This window comes from Bacillus cereus group sp. BfR-BA-01331 (assembly GCF_022663915.1).
GTDB classification, from domain to species: Bacteria; Bacillota; Bacilli; order Bacillales; family Bacillaceae_G; genus Bacillus_A; species Bacillus_A mycoides.
In genome coordinates this window covers 29,987-51,123 of the sequence record NZ_JAKUGJ010000026.1, presented here as the reverse complement: position 1 = coordinate 51,123, position 21,137 = coordinate 29,987, and the positions used below count along the sequence as shown (strand labels likewise).

Genomic DNA, 21,137 nt, shown 5'->3' with positions numbered 1-21,137 from the left:
TTACGACCGCACCCATGCCAAAATACAAGCTAAACAAAGTAAGCTTACAATTGTTACTGTATCACTTATTTTCCAGCGTAGTTGCCTAAATTTAGTACGTCCTTCGCCACTTTTATATCCACGAGATTCCATCGCAATCGCTAAGTCCTCTGCACGCTTAAAAGCACTGATAAATAATGGAACGAGTAGTGAGATAATAGCTTTCATCCTATCTTTTATCGGTCCCCCGGCGAAATCAATGCCACGTGACGCTTGTGCTTTCATAATTTTACTCGTTTCATCCATTAATGTCGGGATAAAACGTAGTGAAATTGACATCATTAATGCGATTTCATGAACAGGAACTTTTATACGCTTGAACGGCTTTAATAACGTCTCCAACCCATCTGTAATTTCAATGGGTGTCGTCGTTAACGTTAATAATGTCGTCATTAAAATAATAACGAAAAATCGTATAGAAATGTATATCCCTTGCTCTAATCCTTTTTCATGTATCGAAAACCAACCAAGCTGGAATAGTACTTCCCCTTCTTTATTTGTAAAAATATGCAGGAAAAATGTAAAAAGAAAAATCCACAGAATTGGTTTTAAGCCCGAAAGTACATAACGAATCGGCACTTTTGCAAAAAATAAAGCAATGAGTGCATATAAAAATAAAAATCCATATGAAATCGCATTATTTGCTAAGAAAACAACAAATACATATAAAAAGACAATCAACAGCTTCGTACGAGGATCAAGTTGATGAATGAGTGACTGACCTGGAATATATCTCCCAATAATCAACTGCTGCATGATTCATGACCACCTTTTCGTAACACCTGTACAACTTCATGAGTAAGATCCTCTAAAGATAAGGTAGCCTTCGAAATTGAAATACCAAACTTCTCTTCAATTGCACGTTTATACTTTAAAGACATTGGAAGATCCACACCGATTTGTTCTAATTCATCAGCATATGAAAATACTTCCTCTGCTCTTCCTTGCAAAAAGACCGTTCCTTTATGCATGACCACTATTTGATCTGCATACTTAGCGGCATCCTCCATATTATGGGTAACAAGAATGACTGTAAGCCCCTGTTCCTTATGCAAATTGTAAAACATCTCCATGAGCTCGTGCTGTCCTTTTGGATCAAGCCCTGCTGTAGGTTCATCTAATACAAGCACTTCGGGTTCCATCGCAAGTACGCCTGCTATTGCAACACGCCTCATTTGCCCACCGCTTAATTCAAACGGAGAACGTGCTAATAACTCTATGTCTAATCCAACAAGCTGGATTGCATCTTTCGCCTTTTGTTTTGCCTCTTCTTCAGATACACCAAAATTAGTAGGTCCAAAACAAATGTCCTTTTCAACTGTTTCTTCAAATAGTTGATGTTCTGGAAACTGAAAGACAACCCCTACTTTTTTTCGTAGCGGCTTAAGTTTTTTCTCTTTTTTCCCTGCTGAAATTAAATGTTCACCAATTTGAACCGTACCATTTGTCGGCTGCAATAAACCATTTAAATGTTGAATCATCGTCGACTTACCTGAACCAGTATGACCGATAATGGCATAATAGCCCCCACTTGGAAACGACACGTCTACATCATAAAGTGCGCGTCTTTCAAATGGAGTTTTATATTGATAACGATGTTCTACTTTTTGGAATGTAATCTCCAAAGTTCGTTCACCAAGCTTTCCATTGTAAGATGCGTATTTTGCAAGTGAATTTCATTTCTTTTTAATAATTCTGCTATTTTCACCGAAAAAGGTACATCTAATCCAATCTCTTGGAGCATATGAGAGGATTTGAAAATTTGCTCTGGAGTACCTTCCTCTAATATTTCTCCCTTGTTCAAAATAATAATACGGTCTGACTGTGCCGCCTCTTCTAAATCGTGCGTAATCGATAACACCGTAATACCTTTTTGATCAACAAGTTGTCTGACCGTTTCTACTACTTCACGTCTTCCCTGAGGGTCTAACATTGAAGTTGCTTCATCTAGTATTAAAATAGATGGCTGAAGTGCTAGAACACCTGCTATTGCGACTCGCTGCTTTTGTCCACCAGATAACGAATGAGGTTCTTCATTTAAAAAATCTTCCATACGGACAAGTTGCAGAGCTTGTTCTAGTCTTTCTATCATCTGCTCCCTTGGCATTCCGATGTTCTCTAGGCCGAATACAACGTCATCTTGTACTGTCGTTCCAACAAATTGATTATCTGGATTTTGAAATACCATCCCAATTTGCTTTCGAACATCCCATACTGTTTCCTCTGATAAAATCATTGTATCATTTAAAGTGATTGTCCCTGATTCCGGTAAAAATAAGCCATTCAATAATTTTGCAAGTGTAGACTTCCCTGAACCATTTTGTCCAATAACAGATACCCATTCTCCTTCATATAAGGAAAACGAAACATCTTTTAATGCATAAGAGGCTGCCCCAGGATATTGAAATGATATATTTTCTGTCCGAAGTTTCTCTTTTTTCAATACAAGGCACCCTTTCTTTCGCCAAGTTAGCCTATCTTTTTATACTTAAAAAAAAAGGGCCATGACCAGTTACTTGAAAAGAACTGTCCTGCCCTTTTAATCATCATTATACTAACTCGATAATTACCATTGGTGCTGCGTCTCCGCGACGTGGACCAATTTTTGCAATACGAGTGTATCCGCCTTGGCGCTCAGCATAGCGTGGAGCTACATCAGCGAATAATTTTTGAAGTGCATCTTGACCAGTCTCAGCGTTAGCAACCTCATTACGGATGAAAGCTGCTGCTTGACGACGAGCATGAAGATCTCCGCGTTTACCTAAAGTGATCATTTTTTCCACTACAGAACGAAGTTCTTTTGCACGAGTTTCTGTCGTTTGGATGCGCTCGTTGATAATTAAATCAGTAGCTAAATCACGTAACATAGCTTTACGTTGCGCACTTGTACGGCCTAATTTTCTGTATGCCATTCGTAGTTCCCTCCTTTGTTGATGGGTTTAAATCCTCAGTCGTCTTTACGTAAACCTAAACCTAATTCCTCAAGTTTATGTTTAACTTCTTCTAAGGATTTACGTCCTAAGTTACGAACTTTCATCATATCTTCTTCTGTTTTGTTCGCAAGCTCTTGTACAGTATTAATTCCTGCACGTTTTAGGCAATTATAAGAACGAACAGAAAGATCTAGTTCCTCGATAGTCATCTCAAGAACTTTTTCTTTTTGATCTTCTTCCTTCTCGACCATAATCTCAGCATTTTGTGCTTCGTCAGTTAAACCAACAAAGATATTTAAATGCTCAGTTAAGATTTTGGCACCTAAAGAGATAGCTTCTTTTGGCCCGATGCTTCCATCCGTCCATACATCAAGCGTAAGCTTATCATAATTAGCCACTTGTCCGACACGTGTCTTTTCCACTTGGTAAGTCACACGTGATACTGGAGTATAAATAGAATCAATAGGAATTACTCCTATTGGTTGATCTTCGCTTTTATTTGCATCAGCTGGCGTATACCCACGGCCACGCTTTGCAGTTAAACGCATGCGGAAATGCGCATTTTTTGCTAACGTCGCAATGTGTAAATCTGGATTTAAGATTTCAACATCACTATCGTGAGTAATATCAGCAGCTGTGACAATACCTTCGCCCTGTACATCGATTTCCAACGTCTTCTCTTCTTCAGAGTAGATTTTAAGAGCTAACTTTTTCAAGTTTAAGATCATCGTCGTAACGTCTTCTACTACGCCCTCAACTGTTGAAAATTCGTGTAAAACGCCATCGATTTGGATAGCAGTTACAGCGGCACCAGGGAGTGAGGATAAAAGAATACGACGTAAGGAGTTACCCAAAGTAGTACCATATCCACGCTCAAGCGGTTCAATCACGAATTTGCCATACTTAGCATCTTCGTTAAGTTCAACCGTTTCGATTTTCGGTTTTTCGATTTCAATCATTAACTAAACCCTCCTTCAAAACGTCGAAACCCCGGTTAAACAAAGGAAGAACCTCTGTTTAACCGAAAGTCCCCCTTAGGCAGTTCCCGATTGTGCACAACAAGCGATGTTTCTGTACGAAATTTCTCGATAATGCATCATATCCATTATAGACAAAAGGGAAAATTCTATACAGAAAAATTACACACGACGACGTTTTGGTGGACGACATCCATTATGAGGAACTGGAGTAACATCTCTAATTGCTGTTACTTCTAGACCTGCCGCTTGAAGAGCACGAATTGCAGCTTCACGACCAGCACCAGGACCTTTAACAGTAACCTCTAAAGTTTTTAAACCATGCTCCATTGCAACTTTAGAAGCAGCTTCAGCAGCCATTTGCGCAGCGAATGGAGTAGATTTACGAGATCCACGGAAACCAAGTGCACCAGCACTAGACCAAGAAAGTGCGTTACCATGAGTATCTGTAAGTGTTACGATTGTGTTGTTGAAAGTAGAACGAATATGAGCTATACCAGCTTCAATATTCTTTTTCACACGTTTTTTACGAGTGTTTGTTTTACGTGCCATTGTTAGTTCAACCTCCTTTACTTATTATTTCTTTTTATTTGCTACTGTACGACGTGGACCTTTACGTGTACGAGCATTGTTTTTAGAGTTTTGACCACGAACTGGTAAACCACGACGGTGACGAAGACCACGGTAAGAACCGATCTCCATTAGACGTTTAATATTAAGAGATACTTCACGACGAAGGTCTCCCTCAACTTTAATACGATCGATGATATCACGGATACGTCCTAATTCATCTTCCGATAAATCACGAACTCGTGTTTCCGAAGAAATACCAGCTTCTGTAATAATTTTTTCAGCAGTTGTGCGACCAATGCCGAATACGTAAGTTAAAGAAATAACAACGCGCTTGTCACGAGGAATATCTACACCTGCGATACGTGCCATTCTGAATGCACCTCCTTCTGATTAACCTTGTTTTTGTTTATGTTTAGGGTTTTCACAAATAACCATTACTTTTCCACGTCTACGAATAACTTTACATTTTTCGCAGATTGGTTTAACTGACGGTCTTACTTTCATGTCTCGAACCTCCTTAAAGATTACGGAGTGCTATATTATTTAAAACGGTACGTAATACGACCACGATTTAAATCGTACGGAGATAATTCTACCGTAACTTTGTCTCCTGGTAAAATACGAATGAAGTTCATACGGATTTTACCAGAAACGTGAGCCAATACGACATGCCCATTCTCTAATTCTACTTTGAACATAGCATTTGGCAACGTTTCAAGAACGGTACCTTCGACTTCAATTACATCATCTTTAGCCATTCAATAGTTCTCCCTTCTTCAAATCAGTAACATTTTACACTGCTCTGAAATCCCGGAGAGCCAGCTACTTATAAAGTGGTAAGGATTTCGTATCCTGCTTCTGTAAGAGCAATCGTGTGCTCAAAATGGGCACACCATTTACCATCTACCGTTACCACTGTCCAGTCATCAGATAGTGTTTTTACATATCGTCTTCCTTGATTCACCATCGGCTCAACACAGATGACCATTCCCGGCTTTAATCTAGGGCCTCTATTTGGTGGACCATAGTGCGGGATTTGAGGGTCCTCATGTAAGTCTTGCCCGATTCCGTGACCAACATACTCCCTAACGATCGAGAACCCATTCTCTTCAGCATGTGTTTGAACCACATGCGAGATATTTGATAATCTTTCGCCTGGTTTTACTTGTTCTAGACCAAGATACAACGATTTTTCTGTGACATCAAGTAGCTTTTGAACAGATTCAGAAATGTTTCCAACTGGATACGTCCATGCAGAATCTCCATGGTACCCATTGTATTTCGCACCAATATCGATACTGATGATATCGCCCTCTTCGAGCTTACGCTTCCCTGGAATCCCGTGTACAAGCTCTTCATTTACAGAAGCACAAATGCTCCCCGGAAATCCGTTGTATCCTTTAAAAGATGGCGTAGCACCATATTTTCGAATCGTCTTTTCCGCTATTTGATCGAGCTCTTTCGTTGTAATTCCTGGAGTAATATGTTGTTTCAACTCTTGATGAGTTAAAGCAACGATCCTGCCAGCTTCTCGCATGATTTCTATCTCGCGAGGAGTTTTGCAGATGATCATTACGCTAAGTCTCCGATGAGAACATCGATATCAGCAAATACTTTATTGATACCTTGCTCACCATTAATGCTTTGTAAGTAGCCAAGCTCCTCGTAGAAATCAAGCAAAGGTTTTGTTTGCTTAATATTTACATCTAAACGATTTGCTACAGTTTCTTCATTGTCATCAGAGCGTTGATATAATTCGCCACCACATTTATCGCACACATCAGCTTTTGCTGGCGGATTGAATTCTAAGTGGTAAGTCGCACCGCATTCTTTACAAATGCGACGGCCTGTAAGGCGTGTTAATAACAAACCTGAATCCACATTAATGTTTAAAACATAGTCGATTTTTTTGCCAAGATCTTTCATAATCTCTTCAAGAGCTGATGCTTGTGCAACAGTTCGTGGGAAACCATCTAATAAGAAGCCTTTAATACAGTCTTCTTGGCTTAAACGTTCACGAACAATTCCAATTGTAACTTCATCTGGAACAAGCGCACCTTTATCAATAAAAGATTTTGCTTGTAAACCAAGTTCAGTTTCAGCCTTCATAGCTGCACGGAACATATCTCCTGTTGAGATGTGAGGGATGTTATACTTGGCAACAATCTGTTCGGCTTGTGTACCTTTACCAGCACCAGGAAGCCCCATTAAAATCAAGTTCATCCTTGTTCCCCCTCAGTACATGAGCATGTAGGGAAGACAGTTCTTCCCACTTACTCACTGCTTGATAAACCCTTTGTAATGGCGTTTTACCAATTGGCTTTCTAGCTGCTTCATTGTTTCTAAAGCAACGCCGACAACGATTAACATACTCGTTCCACCAATCTGTGCAGATGGAGGAAGATTTCCCAATTTCGTAAAGATAACTGGTAAGATTGCAATCGCTGCTAGGAAAATTGATCCCACAAAGGTCAAACGATACAAGATTTTTGTTAGATATTGTTCTGTATTCTTACCCGGACGAATACCTGGAACATATCCACCTTGCTTGTTTAGATTCTCTGACATTTGCTCTGGATTAACCTGAACAAATGCATAGAAATATGTGAAGGCTACAATGAGCGCAACATATATGATCATTCCCACTGGGTGAGAATAGTTAAAGTTTGCAATAATCCACTGCGACACATCATGTTTCGGGAAGAACTGTGCAATAGTTGGAGGCGTAATTAAGAATGAAACAGCAAAAATGACTGGAATAACACCCGCACTATTTACCTTAAGTGGTAAATGAGTGTTTTGTGCTCCAGCATGATTCCCATTCCCTCCTGTTACACGCTTCGCGTATTGAATTGGGATCTTTCTAACAGCCTGTTGAATGAAAATAACACCAACAATAACTGCTAGCACAGCTAGTAAAATCAATGCAACTTTAACGATACTCATGAACAATTGATCTCCGATATTTTGAAACTGTTGTTGATACACTTGAGATATAACACTTGGGATCGCTGCGGCAATACCACCAAAGATAAGAATGGAAATACCATTACCTACACCTTTAGCTGTAATCTGTTCACCTAACCACATTAAAAATGCAGTACCAGCAGTCAGTACCGTAGCAATGTATAAATAAGTGCTCCAACCTGGATTCAAAATTAATTGCCCACCTACCATACCGTTAAAACCGATTGACATACCAAACCCCTGAATAAACGCAAGAACAATTGTAAAGTAACGCGTGAATTGCGTTAGTTTACGACGGCCCATTTCGCCTTGCTTCGACCATTCCGAAAATTTAGGAACAACATCCATCTGCAATAATTGCACGATGATGGATGCTGTAATATACGGCATGATTCCCATCGCGAAGATGGAGAAGTTCTTCAAGGCGCCACCGCCAAATGTATTTAGGATACCTAAGGCATTTAATTGATCTTGTGCTTTCAGTACGTCTCCATTTGTAAATGGCACTGGGATAAACGTGCCAATCCTGAATACGACTAACATGGCTAAAGTGAATAATATTTTACGTCTTATCTCAGCAACGCGCATAAAGTTGGAGATTGTACGAAACATTAGATCACCTCAACTGATCCGCCAGCTGCTTCAATTGCTTCTTTAGCACTTGAAGAGAACTTGTGCGCTTTAACAGTTAATTTTTTCTCTACTGCTCCGCTTGCAAGAATTTTAACACCGTCGTTTAACTTGCTGATAACGCCAGTTTCCAGCAATAATTCAGGTGTTACTTCTGTACCATCTTCAAAACGATTTAACGTTGATAAGTTTACAATAGTAAACTCTTTACGGTTAATGTTTGTGAAGCCGCGTTTTGGTAAACGACGGAATAGTGGAGTTTGACCACCTTCGAAGCCAAGACGAACACCGCCGCCAGAACGTGCGTTTTGTCCTTTATGACCTCTACCAGCAGTTTTACCGTTACCAGAACCGATACCACGACCGACACGGTTACGTACTTTACGAGAACCTTCTGCAGGTTTTAATTCATGAAGTTTCATTCCCAGGCACCTCCTTATATTAATGAGTTATCCTTAAGCTTCTTTTACAGTTATAAGGTGAGAAACTTTGTTGATCATACCAAGAATAGCAGGAGTTTCTTCCTTAACTACAGTTGAATTCAACTTTTTAAGACCTAAAGCTTCTACCGTCGCACGTTGATCTTGTGGACGACCAATTACACTACGAGTGAGGGTAATTTCTAACTTTTTCGCCATTTGTTTTCCCTCCTTAACCTAGTAGCTCTTCTACAGATTTACCGCGTAATTTTGCAACATCTTCAGCGCGCTTAAGTTCGCTTAATCCGTTCACAGTAGCGCGAATCATGTTGATTGGTGTGTTAGTACCAAGAGATTTCGAAAGAATATCTTGTACACCAGCTAATTCTAGTACCGCACGAACAGGTCCACCAGCAATAACACCAGTACCCTCAGCAGCAGGTTTTAAGAATACTTCACCAGCTCCAAAATGACCGTTGATTGTATGTGGAATTGTTGTACCAACTAATGGTACTGCGATTAGGTTTTTCTTAGCGTCTTCGATAGCTTTACGGATTGCGTCTGGTACCTCTTGTGCTTTACCAGTACCGAATCCAACATGACCGTTTTTATCGCCAACTACAACTAGTGCAGCAAAGCGGAAACGACGACCACCCTTAACAACTTTCGCGACACGATTTATCGTAACTACACGTTCTTCAAGTTCTAATTTACTTGGGTCAATGCGTTGCATCAATTTTCCCTCCTTTGACCATTAAAATTGTAATCCAGCCTCACGAGCAGCTTCAGCTAGAGCTTTAACACGGCCATGGTATAAGTAACCACCGCGATCAAATACTACTTCTTTAACGCCTTTCTCTACAGCACGCTTAGCAACTGATTCTCCAACTTTCGTAGCAGCTTCAGTATTGCTAGTACCGTTAAGAGCAAGGTCTTTATCAAGAGTAGATGCACTTACTAATGTTACACCATTTACATCATCAATAACTTGAGCGTAAATATGTTGGTTAGAACGGTACACGTTTAAACGTGGACGTTCTGCAGTACCAGTAAGTTTAGCACGTACACGTGCATGTCTTTTCTTACGAGTCGCATTTTTAGCAGCTTTAGTGATCATTCTTGTCACTCCTTTCTTTCACCTAACGGGTTTACTTAGCAGTTTTACCTTCTTTACGACGAACAACTTCGCCTTCGTAACGAATACCTTTACCTTTATATGGCTCAGGAGCACGTACAGCACGGATGTTAGCAGCAAATTCGCCAACACGTTGCTTGTCGATACCTTTAATTACGATTTTAGTTGGTACAGGTACTTCAACTTCAAGTCCTGCTTCTGGAGTCATTTCTACTGGATGAGAATAACCTACGCTTAAAACAAGTTTATCACCTTGTTTTTGAGCACGGTAACCAACACCGACTAATTCAAGTCCGCGTGCAAAACCTGTAGTTACACCTTCAACCATGTTTCCGATTAAAGCACGAGTTGTACCGTGTAATGCACGGTGTTCCTTCTGTTCAGATGGACGCTCAACTGTTAGTGTATTTTCTTCAATTTTGATAGACATATCAGTTTTGAAAGTACGAGTTAATTCACCTTTAGGGCCTTTTACTGTTACAGTATTGTCTTCTGCAACTGTAATAGTAACACCTGCAGGGATTTCAAGAATCTTTTTACCAATACGAGACATGTGGTCACACCTCCGTTCGTTTTAAATATATATTACCAAACGTATGCTACTACTTCTCCACCAGTTTGTAATTGACGAGCATCTTTGTCTGTCATTACTCCCTTAGATGTAGAAACAAGAGCGATACCTAATCCGTTAAGTACACGAGGTACTTCATCAGCTTTTGCGTAAACGCGTAAGCCAGGCTTACTGATACGCTTTAATCCAGTGATTACACGTTCATTGTTTGCACCATATTTCAGGAAAATACGAAGGATACCTTGTTTGTTATCCCCGATGTATTCTACATCACGAATGAAACCTTCACGTTTTAAAAGATCAGCGATCTCTTTTTTGATTTTAGAAGCAGGAACCTCTAATTTCTCATGACGTACCATATTCGCATTACGGATGCGAGTAAGCATGTCTGCAATTGGATCTGTCATCACCATGTGTTTTACCTCCTTCCCATTTGTGGGTTTTACCAACTAGCTTTTTTAACACCAGGAATTTGACCTTTATATGCAAGTTCACGGAAACAAATACGGCAAAGCTTAAATTTGCGGTATACAGAATGCGGACGACCGCAGCGTTCGCAACGTGTATACTCTTGTACTTTAAACTTAGGAGTACGCTTTTGTTTCGCGATCATAGATTTTTTAGCCACGTTTTCGCCTCCTCTACTTAGCGTTGGCTTCCATTATTTTTGGAATGGCATACCGAATTGTGTTAAAAGTTCACGAGCTTCTTCATCAGTTTTCGCTGTAGTAACGATTACGATGTCCATACCTCGGACTTTACTTACTTTATCATAATCAATCTCAGGGAAAATTAGTTGCTCTTTAACACCTAATGTGTAGTTCCCACGACCATCAAATGATTTCTTAGAAACACCACGGAAATCACGTACACGTGGTAAAGAAACTGATACTAATTTGTCGAAGAACTCATACATTTGCTGACCGCGTAAAGTTACTTTCGCACCGATTGGCATACCTTCACGAAGACGGAAACCAGCGATTGATTTTTTAGCGCGAGTTACAACAGGTTTTTGACCTGCGATTTGAGTTAATTCTTCTACTGCATTGTCTAAAGCTTTTGAGTTAGATACCGCGTCACCAACACCAGTGTTGATTACGATCTTTTCGATTTTCGGTACTTCCATCACAGATTTATAGTTAAACTTGCTCATTAGAGCAGGAGTAATTTCCTTTTGGAACTTCTCTTTAAGGCGATTCAATGAAGTGACCTCCTTTCTTAAGAAAATTATTTATCTAATAATTCACCAGATTTTTTTGCAATACGCACTTTTTTACCATCTTCTACTTTGAAGCCTACGCGAGTAGGTTCGCCTGTTTTCGGATCTAATACCATAACATTAGAAACGTGAATAGGTGCTTCTTTCGTAATAATTCCACCTTGTGGATTTAATTGAGATGGCTTAGAGTGTTTTTTAACGATGTTAACACCCTCAACGATAACACGGTTTTGCTTTGGGAAAGCCACAAGGATAACACCTTGTTTTCCTTTGTCTTTACCAGTGATTACCTGAACTTTATCACCTTTTTTTACATGCATCTTAATTCTGCACCTCCTTAGCAAGGCAATACCTTAAATTATAGAACTTCTGGAGCTAAAGAAACGATCTTCATGAAGTTGCTATCACGTAATTCACGAGCTACTGGTCCGAAGATACGAGTACCACGTGGGCTCTTATCGTCTTTGATGATAACCGCTGCGTTTTCATCAAATTTAATGTAAGAACCGTCCGGACGACGAGCTCCGCTCTTCGTACGTACCACTACTGCCTTAACAACGTCACCTTTTTTAACAACGCCACCTGGTGTTGCTTGTTTTACCGTAGCAACGATAATATCACCAATATAAGCATATTTACGACCAGAGCCGCCTAATACTTTAATTGTTAAAAGTTCGCGGGCACCAGAGTTGTCAGCAACTTTCAAACGAGATTCTTGTTGGATCATGTTATGAAACCTCCCTTCGGACTAAAAATTCCGATTCGTCTATTTAGATAACAACCGCTTCTTCAACGATTTCAACTAAACGGAAACGCTTAGTAGCAGAAAGCGGGCGAGTTTCCATGATTTTAACGATATCGCCAAGTTTCGCTTGGTTTTGCTCATCATGGGCTTTATACTTTTTAGAATACTTAACACGTTTTCCGTATAAGGAATGAGTTTTGTAAGTTTCAACTAAAACTGTAATCGTTTTGTCCATTTTGTCAGAAACAACACGACCAGTATAAACTTTGCGTTGGTTACGTTCGCTCACTATGCAAACCTCCCCTCAATTTATCGATTAATTCCGATCTCTCTTTCACAAACTACAGTTTTCATACGAGCAATCGCTTTACGTACTTCACGGATGCGAGTTGGGTTCTCTAATTGTCCTGTAGCAAGTTGGAAGCGAAGATTAAACAACTCTTCCTTTAAAGCTTTAACTTTTGTTTCGATTTCGGCAGTGGTTAATTCACGAATATCATTAGTTTTCATTAGATTCACCACCATTTTCTTCACGTTTTACGAATTTACATTTCACAGGTAACTTGTGAGCTGCAAGACGTAATGCTTCGCGTGCTACCTCTTCAGATACACCCGCAATTTCAAACATAATTTTCCCAGGTTTTACTACTGCTACCCAGCCTTCTGGTGCCCCTTTACCGGAACCCATACGTACTTCTAGAGGTTTTGCAGTGTAAGGTTTAGAAGGGAAAATTTTAATCCATACTTTACCGCCACGTTTCATGTGACGAGTCATTGCACGACGAGCAGCTTCGATTTGACGGTTTGTAATCCATGAAGCAGCTAGTGCTTGTAAACCAAATTCACCAAAAGCGATTTCAGTTCCACCTTTTGCACGACCACGCATTTTACCACGATGCTCTCTACGATATTTTACGCGTTTAGGCATTAACATATTATTTTCCTCCTTCCTCAGAAGCTTTCTTTTTTGTAGGAAGGACTTCTCCACGGTAGATCCATACTTTTACGCCTAATTTACCGTATGTTGTATCAGCTTCAACTGCTGCATAGTCAATATCAGCGCGAAGTGTATGAAGTGGAACAGTTCCTTCACTGTAAGATTCTGCACGAGCGATATCAGCTCCGCCAAGACGACCAGAAACCTGTGTTTTAATACCTTTTGCTCCTGCACGCATAGCACGTTGAATAACTTGCTTTTGTGCACGACGGAATGATACACGGTTTTCTAATTGACGAGCGATGTTTTCGCCTACTAATTTAGCGTTAAGATCAGCTCTCTTAACTTCTAAAATGTTAATGTGTACACGCTTGCCTGTTAATTGGTTAAGAGCTTTACGAAGTGCTTCAACTTCAGTACCACCTTTACCAATTACCATACCAGGTTTTGCAGTGTGAATTGTAACATTTACACGATTTGCTGCACGTTCGATTTCTACTTTAGCAACAGCAGAATCTTTTAAGCGTACAGTAATGTACTCACGGATTTTGATGTCTTCATGTAATAACGTAGCATAATCTTTCTCAGCGAACCAACGAGATTCCCAGTCGCGGATAATACCGACACGAAGACCAATTGGATTAACCTTCTGACCCATCGATTATCCCTCCTTCTTTTCTGATACCACAACTGTGATGTGGCTTGTGCGTTTGTTAATTTGGCTTGCACGACCCATTGCACGTGGACGGAAACGTTTCAACGTTGGACCTTCGTCAACGAAGACTTTTTCAACAACTAGGTTGTTAATATCCATCTCATAATTGTGCTCTGCATTTGCGATTGCAGATTTTAAAACTTTTTCTACAACTGGAGAAGCAGTTTTTGGTGTGTGGTTAAGGATAGCAATCGCTTCACCCACTTGCTTACCTCGGATTAAGTCTACTACTAAACGAACCTTACGAGGAGCAATACGAACTGTTCTCACTACTGCTTTAGCTTGCATTGAAGTGCCTCCTCTCATTATCTTCTAGTTTTCTTATCGTCAGCAAGGTGACCTTTATACGTACGAGTTGGTGCGAATTCACCTAACTTATGGCCAACCATATCCTCAGTGATGTACACAGGTACGTGTTTACGACCATCATATACAGCAATTGTATGTCCGATGAACTGAGGGAAGATTGTTGAACGGCGAGACCAAGTTTTAACAACTTGTTTTTGCTCAGATGCAACTAATTTTTCCATTTTGTTCATTAAGTGATCATCGACAAATGGTCCTTTTTTTAAGCTACGAGCCATTTTGGTGCCTCCCTTCGTGATTGGCGTACGGTTCTTGAAATGAACCGTACTACAATCCCATTATTTTTTACGACGACGAACGATAAATTTATCAGACGCTTTGTTTTTCTTACGAGTCTTGAATCCAAGAGTTGGTTTACCCCATGGAGACATTGGAGACTTACGTCCGATTGGAGAGCGTCCTTCACCACCACCGTGTGGGTGATCAACCGGGTTCATTACAGAACCACGAACTGTTGGGCGCTTACCTAACCAGCGAGAGCGACCTGCTTTACCGATTTTGATAAGTTCGTGTTGTTCGTTACCAACTTGACCGATTGAAGCGCGACAAGCAGATAATACTAAACGTACTTCACCAGAAGTTAAACGTACAAGTACGTATTTTCCTTCTTTACCAAGTACTTGAGCAGACGTACCAGCAGAACGGACTAATTGTCCTCCACGACCAGGCTTAAGCTCGATATTATGAACAACAGTACCTACTGGAATGTTGATTAATGGTAATGCGTTACCGATTTTAATGTCAGCTTCAGGGCCAGACATAACTTCCATACCTACTTCTAAAGTTTTAGGAGCAAGAATGTAACGTTTTTCACCGTCAACGTAGTTAATTAATGCGATATTCGCAGAGCGGTTTGGATCGTATTCGATCGTAGCAACGCGTCCTGGAATTCCATCTTTGTTACGCTTAAAGTCGATGATACGGTATTGACGCTTATGTCCGCCACCTTGATGACGTACAGTAATTTTACCTTGGTTATTACGACCAGCCTTTTTGCTTAAAGGAGCAAGTAAAGACTTTTCCGGTCTGTCAGTCGTGATTTCAGCGAAATCATTCGTAGTCATGTTACGACGACCGTTAGTAGTTGGATTATACTTTTTAATTCCCATCTCAATTTCCCTCCTTCTTTAGTAAGAATTAAACGCCTTGGAAGATTTCGATTTCTTTGCTGTCAGCAGTTAGCTTAACGATTGCTTTACGACGACGGCTAGTAAAACCAGCGTGACGACCAACACGTTTTGCTTTCGGCTTGTAGTTCATGATATTTACTTTGTCTACATTAACACCAAAGATCGCTTCTATAGCGTCTTTAACCTCTGTTTTATTAGATTTAACGTCCACGTCGAACGTGTATTTTTTTTCAGCCATCATTTCCATAGAACGTTCAGTGATAACTGGGCGCTTAATGATATCACGAGGATCTCTCATTATGCAAGCACCTCCTCTACTTTTTCCACTGCCGCTTTTGTCATGATTAGCTTATCATGATGAAGCACATCTAGCACGTTTACGCCATCAGCAGTGATTACTGTTACTCCAGGGATATTGCGAGCAGATAACTCTACAGATTCGTTTGCATCAGCAGTTACGATAAGAGCTTTCTTCTCAACAGTTAATCCTTTAAGTACTGCTACCATGTCTTTTGTTTTTGGTGCATTTAACACTAGGTCCTCAAGAACTACAATGTTGTTCTCAACTACTTTAGTAGCTAATGCAGATTTGATTGCTAAACGACGAACTTTCTTAGGAAGTTTGTACGCATAGCTTCTTGGTGTAGGTCCGAATACCGTACCACCACCACGCCATTGAGGAGAGCGGATAGAACCTTGACGAGCACGTCCAGTTCCTTTTTGACGCCATGGTTTACGACCACCACCGCGAACTTCAGAGCGAGTTTTTACTTTGTGTGTACCTTGACGTAAAGATGCACGTTGCATCATTACAGCTTCAAATAGTACAGCTTCATTTGGTTCGATACCGAAAATAGCTTCAGCTAATTCGATTTCACCAACCTGTGAACCAGTTTGGTTATATACAGTAACTTTTGGCATTGGAATTCCTCCTTCCTATTGTGAATTATTTGCTAACCTTCACAGCGCCTTGAACAACTACAAGAGATTTCTTAGCACCTGGAACGTTACCTTTTACTAGTAATAAGTTGCGCTCAGTGTCAACTTGAACGATTTCTAAGTTTTGGATAGTAACTTGGTCTCCACCCATACGTCCAGCAAGTTTTTTGCCTTTGAATACACGGTTCGGAGCAACTGGCCCCATTGAACCTGGACGACGGTGATAGCGAGAACCATGAGACATAGGTCCGCGAGATTGTCCGTGGCGTTTAATAACACCTTGGAAACCTTTACCTTTAGAAATTCCTGTTACGTCAACGATTTCACCTGCAGCGAAAACTTCAACTTTTACCTCTTGACCAACCTCTAATCCGTCCACGTCTGCATCGCGGATTTCGCGAATGAAGCGCTTAGGAGTTGTAGATACTTTAGCAGTGTGGCCTTGTTCAGGTTTGTTAGTTAACTTTTCACGTTTATCTTCAAATCCTAACTGAATTGCGTTGTAGCCATCAGTTTCAGTTGTTTTCTTTTGAAGAACAACGTTTGGATTAGCAGCGATTACCGTTACTGGGATTAACTCACCGTTCTCAGCAAATACTTGAGTCATACCGATCTTTCTTCCTAAGATTCCTTTGGTCATGAGTTACACCTCCTACATTTTTAAGTTATATGAATTATAGTTTGATTTCGATATCTACACCAGATGGTAAATCTAAACGCATTAATGAATCTACTGTTTGCGGAGTAGGACTCACGATGTCGATTAGACGTTTGTGTGTGCGCATTTCGAATTGTTCACGAGAATCTTTGTACTTATGAACAGCACGAAGAATTGTGTAAATAGTCTTCTCAGTTGGTAATGGGATCGGACCAGAAACTGTTGCCCCAGAACGCTTAGCTGTTTCTACAATTTTCTCAGCTGATTGATCAAGAATACGGTGATCATAAGCTTTTAAACGGATACGAATTTTTTCTTTTGCCATTATTTTCCCTCCTTCGTTCGCCTATTTCTAAAATAGACCTTCTCCATGGAAATTTCCCCACACCATGCCATGGCAAAGCGGCCGGGTGTGTCAGCAACCTTCCACTTCATCGCAGTCAAAGACCAACATTGTCTATTATACAATGTTATTCGTCTAGATGCAAGCATCTTTTTGTTCGCATCTGCTTTTCTCTACTTTTGCTATTATACATGGCACTTTAAAGAATATCAAGTTTTCATCTACTCTTATTCACCTTACAGTTTTTGGGTGTTGTTTTCGTTTTATATACTATAGAAGAAACTCATCCAAAAATAGAAGATACATCTCTTTCTTCTATAGTAATAAGCAATAAAAAAACTCAAGGGAGAATCCCTTGAGTTTTTAATAATCTAATTAAAGACTACTCAGCAACGATTGTAGCAACTACACCGTAACCTACTGTACGTCCACCTTCACGAATAGAGAATTTAGTTCCCTCTTCGATAGCGATTGGAGCGATAAGTTCGATAGTCATTTCGATGTTGTCACCAGGCATTACCATTTCAGTACCTTCTGGTAATTGGATGATACCAGTTACGTCAGTTGTACGGAAGTAGAACTGTGGACGGTAGTTAGCGAAGAATGGAGTATGACGTCCACCTTCTTCTTTAGATAATACGAAAACCTCAGCTTTGAATTTAGCGTGTGCTTTTACAGAGCCAGTTTTAGCAAGAACTTGTCCACGTTGGATGTCTTCACGAGCAACCCCACGAAGTAGAGCACCGATGTTGTCTCCAGCTTGAGCTTGGTCAAGAAGCTTACGGAACATTTCTACACCAGTTACAGTTGTAGTAGCATTCTCTTCAGCAAGACCGATGATTTCTACTACGTCACCAACTTTAACGATTCCACGCTCAACACGACCAGTTGCAACTGTACCACGACCTGTGATAGAGAATACATCCTCGATAGGCATTAAGAATGGTTTGTCAGTTTCACGTTCTGGAGTTGGGATGTAAGCATCAACTTCAGTCATTAATTCGATGATTTTTTCTTCCCACTCAGCTTCTCCTTGAAGAGCTTTAAGAGCAGAACCTTTAATTACAGGAATATCGTCGCCTGGGAATCCGTATTCAGATAATAGGTCGCGAACTTCCATTTCTACTAATTCTAATAATTCTTCGTCATCTACCATGTCGCATTTGTTTAAGAATACAACGATGTAAGGAACACCTACTTGACGAGAAAGAAGGATGTGCTCACGTGTTTGAGGCATTGGACCATCAGCAGCAGATACTACTAAGATACCGCCGTCCATTTGAGCAGCACCAGTGATCATGTTTTTAACATAGTCAGCATGACCTGGGCAGTCAACGTGTGCATAGTGACGAGTTTCAGTTTCGTACTCAACGTGTGCAGTTGAGATTGTGATTCCGCGCTCTCTTTCTTCTGGAGCAGCGTCGATTTGATCGTATCCGCGTGCTTCAGCACCACCAGCTTTTGCAAGAACTGTAGTGATCGCAGCAGTTAATGTAGTTTTACCATGGTCAACGTGGCCGATTGTACCGATGTTAACATGGGGTTTAGAACGTTCGAATTTAGCTTTAGCCATTCTAAATTCCTCCTTAGTTTATATGAGTTATTTTATATTTAGACTAGAAAGTGAAACTTGCGTCTCACTTTCTAAGCTTACATAAGTAGTTATACTTGAACAATCGATAAAAATCAATTATTCACCTTTATTTTTTTTAATAATTTCTTCAGAAACAGACTTCGGTACTTCTTCATAATGATCAAATGTCATTGAGAATGTTCCGCGTCCTTGAGTGTTAGAACGTAATGCCGTTGCATAACCGAACATTTCAGAAAGTGGAACCATAGCGCGAACAACTTGAGCGTTACCGCGAGCTTCCATACCTTCTACACGTCCACGACGAGATGTTACGTCGCCCATAATGTCACCCATGTACTCTTCAGGAATTACAACTTCAACTTTCATCATTGGCTCAAGAATTACTGGGCTACATTTAGAAACCGCAGCTTTAAGCGCCATAGATGCAGCGATTTTGAACGCCATCTCAGATGAATCGACATCATGGTAAGATCCGTCAACTAACGCAGCTTTAATATCAACTAGTGGATAACCAGCTAGTACACCATTTTTAAGTGCGTCTTCAAGACCCGCTCCAACAGCTGGGATGTATTCACGTGGAACTACACCACCGACTACCTTGTTTTGGAATTCGAATCCTTTACCTTCTTCATTAGGTTCAAACTCAATCCAAACGTGACCGAATTGTCCACGACCACCAGATTGACGAGCGAACTTACCTTCAACTTTCGCAGCAGCGCGGAAAGTCTCACGGTATGCTACCTGAGGAGCACCAACGTTTGCTTCCACTTTGAATTCACGGCGCATACGGTCAACAATGATATCAAGGTGAAGTTCACCCATACCAGCGATGATTGTTTGGCCAGTTTCTTGGTCAGTGTGAGCACGGAATGTTGGATCTTCTTCAGAAAGCTTAGATAATGCTGTACCCATTTTATCTTGGTCAGCTTTAGATTTTGGTTCGATAGCTACAGAGATAACTGGCTCTGGGAATTCCATAGACTCAAGGATAACAAGGCTCTTCTCGTCACAAAGAGTATCACCAGTAGTAGTATCTTTTAAACCTACAGCAGCAGCGATATCACCAGCGTAAACTGTTGAAATCTCTTCACGGCTGTTAGCGTGCATTTGTAGGATACGACCTACACGCTCACGCTTACCTTTAGTTGAGTTTTTCACGTATGATCCAGAGTTTAACACACCAGAGTACACACGGAAGAACGTTAACTTACCAACATAAGGATCAGTCATGATTTTGAATGCTAAAGCTGCGAATGGTTCTTCATCGCTAGACTTACGCTCGATAGCTTCATCTGTATCCGGAAGAGTACCTTTAATAGCAGGTACATCTAATGGAGATGGTAGGTAGTCGATAACTGCGTCTAACAGAATTTGAACACCTTTATTTTTGAATGCAGAACCACAGATTACTGGGAAGAATTCTACAGAAGTTGTAGCCTTACGGATACCAGCTTTAAGCTCTTCTACAGTGATTTCTTCACCTTCTAGGTACTTCATCATCATTTCTTCATCAAGCTCAGCTACCGCTTCAATAAGTTTTCCACGGTATTCTTCAGCTAATTCTTTATGCTCTTCAGGAATTTCGACACGCTCGATGTCTGTTCCTAAATCGTTAGAGTACATGTAAGCACACTCTTCAACAAGGTCAATGATACCATTGAACTCATCTTCAGCACCGATTGGTAACTGAATTGGATGTGCGTTTGCTTGTAAACGATCGTGGATTGTTCCTACAGAGTATAAGAAATCTGCACCAATCTTATCCATTTTGTTAACGAATACGATACGAGGTACACCATAAGTAGTAGCCTGACGCCAAACAGTTTCTGTTTGTGGTTCTACACCAGATTGTGCATCAAGTACTGCTACTGCGCCATCAAGTACGCGTAAAGAACGTTCTACTTCTACTGTGAAATCTACGTGTCCTGGAGTGTCAATGATATTTACACGGTGACCTTTCCATTGTGCTGTAGTTGCAGCAGAAGTAATTGTGATACCACGTTCTTGCTCTTGCTCCATCCAGTCCATCTGAGATGCACCTTCATGAGTTTCACCGATTTTATGAATACGTCCTGTGTAATACAGAATACGCTCAGTTGCTGTTGTTTTACCAGCATCGATGTGAGCCATGATACCAATATTACGAGTGTTTTCTAAAGAGAACTCTCTAGTCATTTGGTGTCTTGCTCCTTCCATATATGGATTGGATTATTTTATTTTAAGTAGCAAAAAAGCCACTTTATATTG

Annotated in this window: 35 protein-coding genes; all 35 read right to left on the bottom strand. The window is 40.4% G+C overall.

Going from position 1 to position 21,137, the window contains the following annotated elements:
- Complete coding sequence (locus tag MR155_RS26800; RefSeq protein ID WP_002124692.1) at nt 1-795, bottom strand: energy-coupling factor transporter transmembrane component T family protein; 795 nt, start codon at nt 793-795, stop codon at nt 1-3.
- Nucleotides 783-1,664: an energy-coupling factor ABC transporter ATP-binding protein gene (locus MR155_RS26795; protein ID WP_002124690.1), complete on the bottom strand. Its 882-nt coding sequence runs from the start codon at nt 1,662-1,664 to the stop codon at nt 783-785. Before MR155_RS26795 ends, MR155_RS26800 begins: the two co-directional genes overlap by 13 nt.
- A complete protein-coding gene (locus MR155_RS26790; protein WP_219300676.1) occupies nt 1,640-2,482 on the bottom strand; it encodes an energy-coupling factor ABC transporter ATP-binding protein in 843 nt (280 codons plus the stop codon). Before MR155_RS26790 ends, MR155_RS26795 begins: the two co-directional genes overlap by 25 nt.
- Nucleotides 2,483-2,588: 106 nt before the next feature.
- Nucleotides 2,589-2,951, bottom strand: a complete 363-nt coding sequence (gene rplQ, locus MR155_RS26785) for a 50S ribosomal protein L17 (protein WP_000331490.1) — start codon at nt 2,949-2,951, stop codon at nt 2,589-2,591.
- 35 nt (nt 2,952-2,986) lie between these two features.
- Nucleotides 2,987-3,931, bottom strand: a complete 945-nt coding sequence (locus MR155_RS26780; protein ID WP_002009743.1) for a DNA-directed RNA polymerase subunit alpha — start codon at nt 3,929-3,931, stop codon at nt 2,987-2,989.
- 180 nt (nt 3,932-4,111) lie between these two features.
- Nucleotides 4,112-4,501, bottom strand: a complete 390-nt coding sequence (rpsK, locus tag MR155_RS26775; protein ID WP_002009745.1) for a 30S ribosomal protein S11 — start codon at nt 4,499-4,501, stop codon at nt 4,112-4,114.
- A 24-nt stretch (nt 4,502-4,525) separates the two neighbouring features.
- Nucleotides 4,526-4,891 (bottom strand): 30S ribosomal protein S13, encoded by a 366-nt coding sequence (gene rpsM, locus MR155_RS26770; RefSeq protein ID WP_002063431.1) that lies wholly within the window; start codon nt 4,889-4,891, stop codon nt 4,526-4,528.
- 21 nt (nt 4,892-4,912) lie between these two features.
- A complete protein-coding gene (gene rpmJ, locus MR155_RS26765) occupies nt 4,913-5,026 on the bottom strand; it encodes a 50S ribosomal protein L36 (protein ID WP_000868344.1) in 114 nt (37 codons plus the stop codon).
- A 35-nt stretch (nt 5,027-5,061) separates the two neighbouring features.
- Complete coding sequence (infA, locus tag MR155_RS26760) at nt 5,062-5,280, bottom strand: translation initiation factor IF-1 (protein ID WP_001029884.1); 219 nt, start codon at nt 5,278-5,280, stop codon at nt 5,062-5,064.
- 68 nt (nt 5,281-5,348) lie between these two features.
- Nucleotides 5,349-6,095 carry a type I methionyl aminopeptidase gene (map, locus tag MR155_RS26755; RefSeq protein WP_113938447.1) on the bottom strand — a complete coding sequence of 249 codons (747 nt, stop codon included), beginning with the start codon at nt 6,093-6,095 and terminating at the stop codon, nt 5,349-5,351.
- Nucleotides 6,095-6,745: an adenylate kinase gene (locus MR155_RS26750; protein ID WP_113938448.1), complete on the bottom strand. Its 651-nt coding sequence runs from the start codon at nt 6,743-6,745 to the stop codon at nt 6,095-6,097. The genes map and MR155_RS26750 overlap by 1 nt, the downstream gene beginning before the upstream one ends.
- 54 nt (nt 6,746-6,799) lie before the next feature.
- A complete protein-coding gene (secY, locus tag MR155_RS26745) occupies nt 6,800-8,101 on the bottom strand; it encodes a preprotein translocase subunit SecY (protein ID WP_002124688.1) in 1,302 nt (433 codons plus the stop codon).
- Nucleotides 8,101-8,541 (bottom strand): 50S ribosomal protein L15, encoded by a 441-nt coding sequence (gene rplO / locus MR155_RS26740; protein WP_002009754.1) that lies wholly within the window; start codon nt 8,539-8,541, stop codon nt 8,101-8,103. The genes secY and rplO overlap by 1 nt, the downstream gene beginning before the upstream one ends.
- A 33-nt stretch (nt 8,542-8,574) precedes the next feature.
- Nucleotides 8,575-8,757, bottom strand: coding sequence for a 50S ribosomal protein L30 (gene rpmD, locus MR155_RS26735; RefSeq protein ID WP_001085231.1), 183 nt, complete (start codon nt 8,755-8,757; stop codon nt 8,575-8,577).
- Nucleotides 8,758-8,770: 13 nt separating this feature from the next.
- Complete coding sequence (gene rpsE / locus MR155_RS26730; protein WP_002063426.1) at nt 8,771-9,271, bottom strand: 30S ribosomal protein S5; 501 nt, start codon at nt 9,269-9,271, stop codon at nt 8,771-8,773.
- A 21-nt stretch (nt 9,272-9,292) separates the two neighbouring features.
- The gene (gene rplR / locus MR155_RS26725; RefSeq protein ID WP_002009761.1) at nt 9,293-9,655 is read right to left on the bottom strand and encodes a 50S ribosomal protein L18; all 363 of its coding nucleotides are present in this window, start codon (nt 9,653-9,655) and stop codon (nt 9,293-9,295) included.
- Between the two features lie 31 nt (nt 9,656-9,686).
- A complete protein-coding gene (gene rplF / locus MR155_RS26720; protein WP_002063425.1) occupies nt 9,687-10,226 on the bottom strand; it encodes a 50S ribosomal protein L6 in 540 nt (179 codons plus the stop codon).
- Between the two features lie 32 nt (nt 10,227-10,258).
- Nucleotides 10,259-10,657, bottom strand: a complete 399-nt coding sequence (rpsH, locus tag MR155_RS26715; protein WP_002091529.1) for a 30S ribosomal protein S8 — start codon at nt 10,655-10,657, stop codon at nt 10,259-10,261.
- 29 nt (nt 10,658-10,686) lie between these two features.
- Nucleotides 10,687-10,872: a 30S ribosomal protein S14 gene (gene rpsN / locus MR155_RS26710; RefSeq protein WP_001085700.1), complete on the bottom strand. Its 186-nt coding sequence runs from the start codon at nt 10,870-10,872 to the stop codon at nt 10,687-10,689.
- Between the two features lie 33 nt (nt 10,873-10,905).
- On the bottom strand, nt 10,906-11,445 hold the full coding sequence (gene rplE, locus MR155_RS26705; protein ID WP_002091528.1) for a 50S ribosomal protein L5: 540 nt from the start codon (nt 11,443-11,445) through the stop codon (nt 10,906-10,908).
- 26 nt (nt 11,446-11,471) lie between these two features.
- A complete protein-coding gene (rplX, locus tag MR155_RS26700) occupies nt 11,472-11,783 on the bottom strand; it encodes a 50S ribosomal protein L24 (protein WP_000558201.1) in 312 nt (103 codons plus the stop codon).
- Nucleotides 11,784-11,821: 38 nt separating this feature from the next.
- Nucleotides 11,822-12,190 (bottom strand): 50S ribosomal protein L14, encoded by a 369-nt coding sequence (gene rplN / locus MR155_RS26695; protein WP_002063420.1) that lies wholly within the window; start codon nt 12,188-12,190, stop codon nt 11,822-11,824.
- A 43-nt stretch (nt 12,191-12,233) separates the two neighbouring features.
- On the bottom strand, nt 12,234-12,497 hold the full coding sequence (gene rpsQ / locus MR155_RS26690) for a 30S ribosomal protein S17 (RefSeq protein WP_002091526.1): 264 nt from the start codon (nt 12,495-12,497) through the stop codon (nt 12,234-12,236).
- Nucleotides 12,498-12,517: 20 nt separating this feature from the next.
- Nucleotides 12,518-12,718, bottom strand: coding sequence for a 50S ribosomal protein L29 (rpmC, locus tag MR155_RS26685; protein ID WP_002091523.1), 201 nt, complete (start codon nt 12,716-12,718; stop codon nt 12,518-12,520).
- Nucleotides 12,708-13,142, bottom strand: a complete 435-nt coding sequence (gene rplP, locus MR155_RS26680) for a 50S ribosomal protein L16 (protein WP_002063419.1) — start codon at nt 13,140-13,142, stop codon at nt 12,708-12,710. Before rplP ends, rpmC begins: the two co-directional genes overlap by 11 nt.
- A gap of 1 nt (nt 13,143) precedes the next feature.
- Nucleotides 13,144-13,803: a 30S ribosomal protein S3 gene (gene rpsC / locus MR155_RS26675; protein WP_002009771.1), complete on the bottom strand. Its 660-nt coding sequence runs from the start codon at nt 13,801-13,803 to the stop codon at nt 13,144-13,146.
- Between the two features lie 3 nt (nt 13,804-13,806).
- Complete coding sequence (gene rplV / locus MR155_RS26670) at nt 13,807-14,148, bottom strand: 50S ribosomal protein L22 (RefSeq protein WP_002009773.1); 342 nt, start codon at nt 14,146-14,148, stop codon at nt 13,807-13,809.
- A gap of 17 nt (nt 14,149-14,165) precedes the next feature.
- Nucleotides 14,166-14,444, bottom strand: a complete 279-nt coding sequence (gene rpsS, locus MR155_RS26665; RefSeq protein WP_000124452.1) for a 30S ribosomal protein S19 — start codon at nt 14,442-14,444, stop codon at nt 14,166-14,168.
- 60 nt (nt 14,445-14,504) lie between these two features.
- Entirely contained in the window at nt 14,505-15,335 is an 831-nt protein-coding gene (gene rplB, locus MR155_RS26660; RefSeq protein WP_000511584.1) for a 50S ribosomal protein L2, read from the bottom strand.
- A 28-nt stretch (nt 15,336-15,363) separates the two neighbouring features.
- Nucleotides 15,364-15,654 carry a 50S ribosomal protein L23 gene (gene rplW, locus MR155_RS26655; RefSeq protein WP_001205557.1) on the bottom strand — a complete coding sequence of 97 codons (291 nt, stop codon included), beginning with the start codon at nt 15,652-15,654 and terminating at the stop codon, nt 15,364-15,366.
- Nucleotides 15,654-16,277, bottom strand: a complete 624-nt coding sequence (gene rplD / locus MR155_RS26650) for a 50S ribosomal protein L4 (protein WP_001127261.1) — start codon at nt 16,275-16,277, stop codon at nt 15,654-15,656. The genes rplW and rplD overlap by 1 nt, the downstream gene beginning before the upstream one ends.
- 25 nt (nt 16,278-16,302) lie before the next feature.
- Nucleotides 16,303-16,935 carry a 50S ribosomal protein L3 gene (gene rplC / locus MR155_RS26645; RefSeq protein ID WP_110497833.1) on the bottom strand — a complete coding sequence of 211 codons (633 nt, stop codon included), beginning with the start codon at nt 16,933-16,935 and terminating at the stop codon, nt 16,303-16,305.
- Nucleotides 16,936-16,969: 34 nt separating this feature from the next.
- The gene (gene rpsJ / locus MR155_RS26640) at nt 16,970-17,278 is read right to left on the bottom strand and encodes a 30S ribosomal protein S10 (RefSeq protein WP_001040595.1); all 309 of its coding nucleotides are present in this window, start codon (nt 17,276-17,278) and stop codon (nt 16,970-16,972) included.
- Nucleotides 17,279-17,678: 400 nt separating this feature from the next.
- Complete coding sequence (tuf, locus tag MR155_RS26635; RefSeq protein ID WP_002009778.1) at nt 17,679-18,869, bottom strand: elongation factor Tu; 1,191 nt, start codon at nt 18,867-18,869, stop codon at nt 17,679-17,681.
- A 117-nt stretch (nt 18,870-18,986) separates the two neighbouring features.
- The gene (gene fusA, locus MR155_RS26630) at nt 18,987-21,065 is read right to left on the bottom strand and encodes an elongation factor G (protein WP_113938449.1); all 2,079 of its coding nucleotides are present in this window, start codon (nt 21,063-21,065) and stop codon (nt 18,987-18,989) included.
- Nucleotides 21,066-21,137: the final 72 nt, after the last annotated feature.